Origin of the sequence: Streptomyces antioxidans, from assembly GCF_000968685.2 — a bacterium.
Classification (GTDB): Bacteria; Actinomycetota; Actinomycetes; order Streptomycetales; family Streptomycetaceae; genus Streptomyces; species Streptomyces antioxidans.
The window spans coordinates 1-7,760 of record NZ_LAKD02000191.1 but is presented as its reverse complement, the minus strand read 5'-3'; the positions used below and the strand labels follow the sequence as shown (position 1 = coordinate 7,760).

1 protein-coding gene is annotated in these 7,760 nt (G+C 71.0%); it reads left to right on the top strand.

The window, feature by feature from the left end; all coding sequences use genetic code 11:
• Window positions 1–7,760: type I polyketide synthase (locus tag VT50_RS37525; RefSeq protein WP_143645364.1), on the top strand; the 7,760-nt coding region annotated here is incomplete at both ends.

Sequence of the window (7,760 nt, the reverse complement as noted above, 5' to 3'; positions counted from 1 at the left end):
TGGTCGTCAGGAGTCGCTGTACCGGCTGGACTGGCCCGAGGTCTCCGCCCCGGGCGCGTCCGGACGCTGGGCGTTGCTGGGACCCGACGCCCTGGGGCTGGCGTCGGCTGGGCATAGGTTCGAGACGTACGCGGATCTGGACGCGTTGGCCGTGGCGGTCGAGTCGGGCGCCACGGTGTTGCCGGATGATGTGGTGGTCGCCCTGCCCGGGAGTTTTGCGGCTCCGCATGCTGGCCCGGATGGGGTAATTCAAGCCCGTCCGGCGATTGAGGACACGCCCGGAGGGCGTCCGGGGTCCGGGGGCTTGCCCCCGGTTTCGGAGAGGGGCGGGACTGGGGAATCCTCCTCACCCGCCGACACGGCGCACCGCGCCACCGTCCAGGCGCTGAGCCTGCTGCAGCAGTGGCTGGCCGACGACCGCTTCACCGACTCCCGCCTGGTCCTCCTGACCTCGGGTGCCGTAGCGGCAGGTGTAGACGAGCCAGTGGACGATCTGGCCCATGCCGCCGTCTGGGGCCTGGTGCGTTCGGCCGAGTCGGAGAACCCGGGCCGGTTCGTCCTGGTCGACGTCGACGGTACGGCCGATTCGCTGACGGCCGTGCCGGATGCGCTGGCGTCGGCCGAGCCCCAGGTGGCCGTACGGGACGGAGTGTTGCGGGCGCCGCGCCTGGCCCGGGCCGTCGCCACCACCGGATCCGGGGACGAGGCGCCGGAGTTCGACGCCGACGGCACGGTCCTGGTCACGGGTGCGAGCGGCACGCTGGGCGCTCTGTTCGCCCGCCACCTGGTGGCGCAGCGTGGTGTTCGGCGTCTGCTGTTGGTGAGCCGTCGTGGTGACCAGGCGCCGGGTGCGGCCGAACTCATCGCCGAATTGGCCGAGTTGGGTGCCGAGGCGTATTGGGCGGCATGTGATGTGGCGGACCGGGACGCGCTAGCCGTGACCCTTGCCGCCATCCCCGCTGAGCATCCGTTGACGGCGGTCGTGCATACGGCTGGTGTGCTGGATGACGGTGTGATCGGTTCGCTCACCCCTGAGCGCATCACGCGCGTCCTGCGCCCGAAGGTGGACGCGGCGTGGAACCTTCATGAGCTGACCCGCGACCTGGACCTGTCGGCGTTCGTGCTCTTCTCCTCCGCCGCCGGTGTCTTCGGCGCCGCCGGACAGGCCAACTACGCCGCCGCCAATGCCTACCTGGACGCCCTCGCCCAGCACCGTATGGCGAACGGCTTGCCCGCCACCTCACTCGCCTGGGGGCTGTGGGCCGACTCCAGCGCCATGACCGGTGAGCTGGACCAGGCGGATAGGTCCCGGATGAGCCGGGGCGGCGTCGCCGCGCTCGCCACCCACGAGGGCAAGGCGCTGTTCGACGCGGCCGGACGCGCGGGCGAGCCGCTGCTCGTCCCGGTGCGCCTCGACCTGGCGGCGGCACGGACCGAGGCGGCGGCCACCGGTGTGGTGGCCCCGCTGATGTCCGGCCTGGTACGGGTCCCGGCGCGGCGTACGGCGGAGGACTCCGCCGGAACGGGCGCCCTGGCCCAGCGGCTGGCCCGCCTGAACGAGCCCGAGCAGCTGCAGACGCTGCTGGCCCTGGTCCGTACCCAGGTCGCCGCAGTCCTGGGCTATGCCACGGCAGACTCCGTGGACCCCGACCGCGCCTTCCGCGACCTGGGCTTCGACTCGCTGACCGCCGTCGAACTGCGCAACCGCATGAACGCGGTCACCGGTATGCGGCTCCCCGCCACCCTGGTCTTCGACTACCCGACCTCCCTCGTCCTGGCCGAACACCTCCGGGACGAACTGGCGGGCACCCGCGCCCAGTCGGGCCTGCCGGTGTCGACCGTGGGTGCGCTCGACGACGAGCCGATCGCCATCGTGGGCATGAGCTGCCGCTTCCCGGGCGGGGTGCGCACCCCCGAGGACCTGTGGCGACTGCTGTCCTCCGGCCAGGACGCCATCTCCGGCTTCCCCGTGGACCGTGGCTGGGACCTGGACGCGCTCTACCACCCGGACCCCGAGCACCCCGGCACCTCGTACACCCGCGAGGGCGGCTTCCTCCACGACGCCGCCGACTTCGACCCCACCTTCTTCGGGATCTCGCCGCGCGAGGCCATCGCCACCGATCCGCAGCAGCGGTTGCTGCTGGAGACGTCGTGGGAGGCGTTCGAGCGCGCCGGGATCGACCCGGCGACCGTACGCGGCAGCCGTACCGGTGTGTTCGCGGGCGTCATGTACCACGACTACGCCACGCTCGTGGAGCAGGCACCGGACGGCGGTGGCGAGGGTGCGATCGGCTCCGGGAGCACGGGCTCCATCGCCTCGGGCCGCGTCGCCTACGCCCTCGGTCTGGAGGGCCCGGCGGTCACCGTGGACACGGCGTGCTCGTCGTCGCTGGTGGCGCTGCACTGGGCGATGCAGGCGCTGCGCCAGGGCGAGTGCACCATGGCGCTGGCCGGCGGTGTCACGGTGATGGCGACTCCGGGTACGTTCGTCGGCTTCAGCCGCCAGGGCGGCCTGTCCGCCGACGGCCGCTGCAAGGCGTTCTCGGCGGACGCGGACGGCACGGGCTGGGCCGAGGGCGCGGGCATGCTGCTGGTGGAGCGGCTGTCGGACGCGCGCCGGAACGGGCACCCGGTGCTTGCGGTGGTGCGCGGCAGCGCGGTGAACCAGGACGGTGCGTCCAACGGTCTGACGGCGCCGAACGGCCCGTCCCAGCAGCGCGTCATCCGACAGGCGCTGGCCGCCGCCGGTCTTTCGGTCGGCGATGTGGACGCGGTCGAGGCGCACGGTACGGGTACCACGCTGGGCGACCCGATCGAGGCGCAGGCGCTGCTGGCCACGTACGGTCAGGAGCGGGACGCGGAGCGGCCGTTGCTGCTCGGCTCCATCAAGTCGAACATGGGCCACACGCAGGCCGCCGCCGGTGTCGCCGGTGTGATGAAGATGGTCCTCGCCATGCGGCACGGCGTGCTGCCGAGGACCCTGCACGCGGAGCAGCCGTCGCCGCATGTGGACTGGTCGGCGGGGGCCGTCTCGCTGCTGACGGAGCAGGTGGAGTGGCCGGAGAACGGCCGTCCGCGCCGCGCGGGCGTGTCGTCGTTCGGCATCAGCGGCACGAATGTGCACACGATCATCGAGCAGGCGCCGGTGGTGGAGGCGGCCGGGGCTCCCGCTGTCGCCCCGGCCGTGGTGCCGTGGGTGCTGTCGGGCCGCAGCGCGGCTGCCCTGCGGGCCCAGGCCGAGCGACTGGCCGCCCATGTGGCGGACCGGCCCGAGCTGGGCGCGGTTGACCTGGGCTACTCGCTGGCGACCGGCCGATCGGCCTTCGACCACCGTGCGGTGGTGGTGGCCGGGGGCCGGGACGGGCTGCTGGCTGGGTTGGATGCGCTGGCCGAGGGGCGCGGTGCGGCGGATCTGGTCGAGGGTTCGGTGGTCGGTGGCAAGGTGGCGTTCCTGTTTACGGGGCAGGGGAGTCAGCGGCTGGGGATGGGGCGTGAGTTGTATGACGCCTATCCGGTGTTCGCGGAGGCGCTGGACGAGGTGTGTGCGGAGCTGGACCGGCACCTTGAACGGCCGCTTCGTGAGGTGCTGTTCGGGGATGACGCGGCGGTGCTGGATCGGACGGGGTTCACTCAGCCTGCGTTGTTCGCGGTCGAGGTGGCGCTGTTCCGGCTGGTCTCGGATGCGTGGGGGCTGCGGCCCGACTTCCTCTCGGGGCATTCGATCGGTGAGGTGGCCGCCGCGCATGTGGCGGGTGTGTTGTCGCTCTCCGACGCCGCGAAGTTGGTGGCGGCGCGTGGGCGGTTGATGCAGGAGCTGCCCGCGGGTGGTGTGATGGTGGCGGTGGAGGCGTCGGAGGATGAGGTGGCGCCGCTGCTGAATGAGCGTGTCTCGATCGCCGCGCTGAATGGGCCGTCGTCGGTGGTCGTCGCGGGTGATGAGGACGCGGCTGTCGCGATCGCGTCCGGTTTTGAGGCGCGGGGCCGTAAGACCAAGCGGCTCGCCGTGAGCCATGCGTTCCATTCGCCGCGTATGGACGGGATGTTGGAGGCGTTCCGGGAGGTGGCGGAGGGGCTTGCGTACGAGGCTCCGCGTATCCCGATCGTGTCGAATCTGACCGGTGGCGTGGTGTCCGCCGAGGAGATCACGACGGCGGACTTCTGGGTGCGCCACGTCCGCGAGGCGGTCCGCTTCCTGGACGGCGTACGGACGTTGGAGGAGCGCAACGTCGCGACGTTCGTGGAGCTGGGCCCGGACGGTGTGCTCACCGCGATGGCGCAGCAGTGTGTCACGGGTGAGGACGCTGCGTTCGTCCCGACCCTGCGCAAGGGCAGGGCCGAGGCCGAGACGCTGACGAAGGCCCTCGCGCACGCCCATGTGCGTGGTGTGGCGGTGGACTGGGCGGCCGTCTTCGCCGGTACGGGTGCGGCGCGGGTGGAGCTGCCGACCTACGCCTTCCAATACGCGCGCTACTGGCCCGAGCTCCCGGCCACCGTTGGCGGTACGGCCGGGCTGGGCCTGGCGACCGTCGACCATCCGCTGGTCGGGGCCGCCGTGCCGCTGGCCGGTGGCGAAGGGCTGGTGCTCACGGGCCGATTGGGCCTCGACACCCATCCGTGGTTGCTGGATCACGCTGTGATGGGTTCGGTGTTGTTGCCGGGTACGGCTTTTGTGGAGTTGGCGGTTCGTGCTGGTGACCAGGTGGGTTGTGATCTGCTGGAGGAGTTGACGCTGGAGGCGCCGTTGGTGCTTCCGGAGGTGGGTGGTGTTCAGCTTCAGTTGTCGGTGGGGGAGCCGGATGGTTCTGGCCGTCGTGTGTTTGAGGTGTATTCGCGGTTGGAGGGTGTGGCTGCGGATGAGCCGTGGTTGCGCCATGCGTCGGGTGTGCTGAGCTCGGGTGCGTCGGCGGCGTCGTTCGACCTGGGTGTATGGCCTCCGGCGGGTGCGTTGGCGCTGCCGGTTGAGGGCTTGTACGAGGGTTTGGCTGAGGCTGGTCTGGCGTATGGCCCGGTGTTCCGGGGGTTGAGGTCTGCCTGGCGGCTTGATGGTGAGGTCTACGCGGAGTTGGAGTTGCCGGAGGGGGTGCGGGCTGAGGCGGGTGGGTTTGGTCTGCATCCGGCGTTGTTGGATTCGGCGTTGCATGTGGTGGGGTTGGGTGGCTTGGTCGAGGGCGAGGCTGGGGCGCGGTTGCCGTTCTCGTGGTCTGGTGTGTCGTTGCATGCGGTGGGTGCGTCGGTGTTGCGGGTGCGGTTGTCGGCGGTCGCTGCTGGTGGGGGTGCGGTGTCGTTGGCGGTGGCGGATGGTGTGGGTCGTGCGGTGTTGTCGGTGGATTCGTTGGTGTTGCGTCCGGTGTCGGTGGAGCAGATTCAGGGTGCGCGGGGTGGTCGTCAGGAGTCGCTGTACCGGCTGGACTGGTCCGAGGTGTCTGGTCCTCAGGGTGCGGCTGGGCGCTGGGCGTTGTTGGGGTCCGATGGTCTGGGTTTGGCGTCGGTGGGGGAGCGGTTCGAGACCTTCGCGGATTTGGATGCGTTGGCTGTGGCGGTCGAGTCGGGCGTCACGGTGTTGCCGGATGATGTGGTGGTCGCCCTGCCCGGGAGCTTTGTCGCTCCGCATGCTGGCTCGGATGGGGCAGTTCAAGCTCGTCCGGCGCCCGGGGGCCGGGGTCCAGAGGCGGAGCCCACGGCTGGTGGGGTAATTCAAGCCCGTCCGGCGTTTGAGGACACGCCCGGAGGGGGTCTGGGGTCCGGGGGCTTGCCTCCGGTTTCGGGGAGGGGCGGGGCTGGGGAAGGCTCCTCGCCGACCGATACGGTGCACCGCGCCACGACCCGGGCCCTGGAGCTGGTGCAGGCGTGGCTGGCCGATGAGCGTTTCACCAACTCGCGCCTGACCGTGCTGACGTCGGGTGCCGTGGCTACCGAGGTCGCCGAGCCCGTGGCGGACCTGGCAGGTGCCGCCGTATGGGGTCTGCTGCGTTCCGCACAGTCGGAGAACCCGGGCCGGTTCGTCCTGGTCGATGTCGACGGTACGGCCGATTCGCTGACGGCGCTGCCGGATGCGCTGGCGTCGGCCGAGCCCCAGGTGGCCGTACGGGACGGAGTGTTGCGGGCGCCACGTCTCGCCCGGGCCGTCGCCACCACCGGATCCGGGGACGAGGCGCCGGAGTTCGACGCCGACGGCACGGTCCTGGTCACGGGTGCGAGCGGCACGCTGGGTGGTCTGCTGGCGCGCCATCTCGTGGTGGAGCGTGGCGTTCGGCGTCTGCTGTTGGTGAGCCGTCGTGGCGACCAGGCGCCGGGTGCGGCCGAACTCATCGCCGAATTGGCCGGGTTGGGTGCCGAGGCGTATTGGGCGGCATGTGATGTGGCGGACCGGGATGCGCTAGCCGTGACCCTTGCCGCCATCCCCGCTGAGCATCCGTTGACGGCGGTCGTGCATACGGCTGGTGTGCTGGATGACGGTGTGATCGGTTCGCTCACCCCTGAGCGCATGACGCGCGTCCTGCGCCCGAAGGTGGACGCGGCGTGGAACCTTCATGAGCTGACCCGCGACCTGGACCTGTCGGCGTTCGTGCTGTTCTCCTCCGCCGCCGGTGTGTTCGGCAACCCTGGGCAGGGTAACTACGCCGCCGCCAACGCGTACCTGGACGCGCTCGCTCAGCACCGTATGGCGAACGGCCTGCCCGCCACCTCACTCGCCTGGGGCCTGTGGGCCGACTCCAGCGCGATGACCGGTGAGCTGGACGAGGCCGATGTGTCCCGGATGAGCCGGGGCGGTGTTCTCGCGCTCTCCGCGGCGGAGGGTCTGGAACTGTTCGACGTCGCGGGCCGCCTCGGCGAGGCGGTACTGGTGCCGATGTCGCTGGACATGGCCGCCCTCCGGGCGCAGTCGGGTAGCGGGGCGCTGCCGCCGCTGCTGCGTGGGCTGGTGCGGGTTCCGGCGCGCCGTGCGGCGGAGGGCGCGGTGGCGTCGGGCGCGCTGGCGCGGCGGCTCGCCGGGCTGAACGAGGCCGAACAGCTCGACGCCCTGCTGGACCTGGTCCGTACGAACGTCGCGACGGTGCTCGGATACGCCGGTCCGGAGACGGTCGATCCCGACCGCTCCTTCCGTGAGCTGGGCTTTGACTCGCTGACGGCGGTGGAGTTGCGGAATGCGCTGGGTGTGGTGAGTGAGTTGCGGTTGCCCGCGACGCTGGTCTTCGACTATCCGACGCCTGCGGTGCTCGCCGATTTCCTGCGGACGGAGGTCGTGGGGGCTGCGGCTGCGGTGGCGGGTCCGGTGGTGGTGTCGGCTGCGGATGATGAGCCGATCGCGATTGTGGGGTTGGGCTGCCGTTATCCGGGCGGGGTGGAGACTCCGGAGGACTTGTGGCGGTTGGTCGTGGAGGGTCGGGACGCGATCTCCGAGTTCCCCACCGACCGTGGCTGGGACCTCGCGGCGCTCTACCACGAGGACCCGGACCACAGCGGAACGAGCTACGCCCGCGAGGGCGGCTTCGTGGAGGACGCGGGCCACTTTGACCCGGGCTTCTTCGGGATTTCGCCGCGTGAGGCGCTTGCCATGGATCCGCAGCAGCGGTTGTTGCTGGAGACGTCGTGGGAGGCGTTCGAGCGGGCCGGGATCGACCCGGCGACCGTACGGGGCAGCCGTACCGGTGTGTTCGCGGGCGTCATGTACCACGACTACGCCTCGCTGCTGGAGCGGGTGCCCGAGGGTGTCGAAGGTTTCCTTGGTACGGGTAATGCGGCGAGTGTGATTTCGGGGC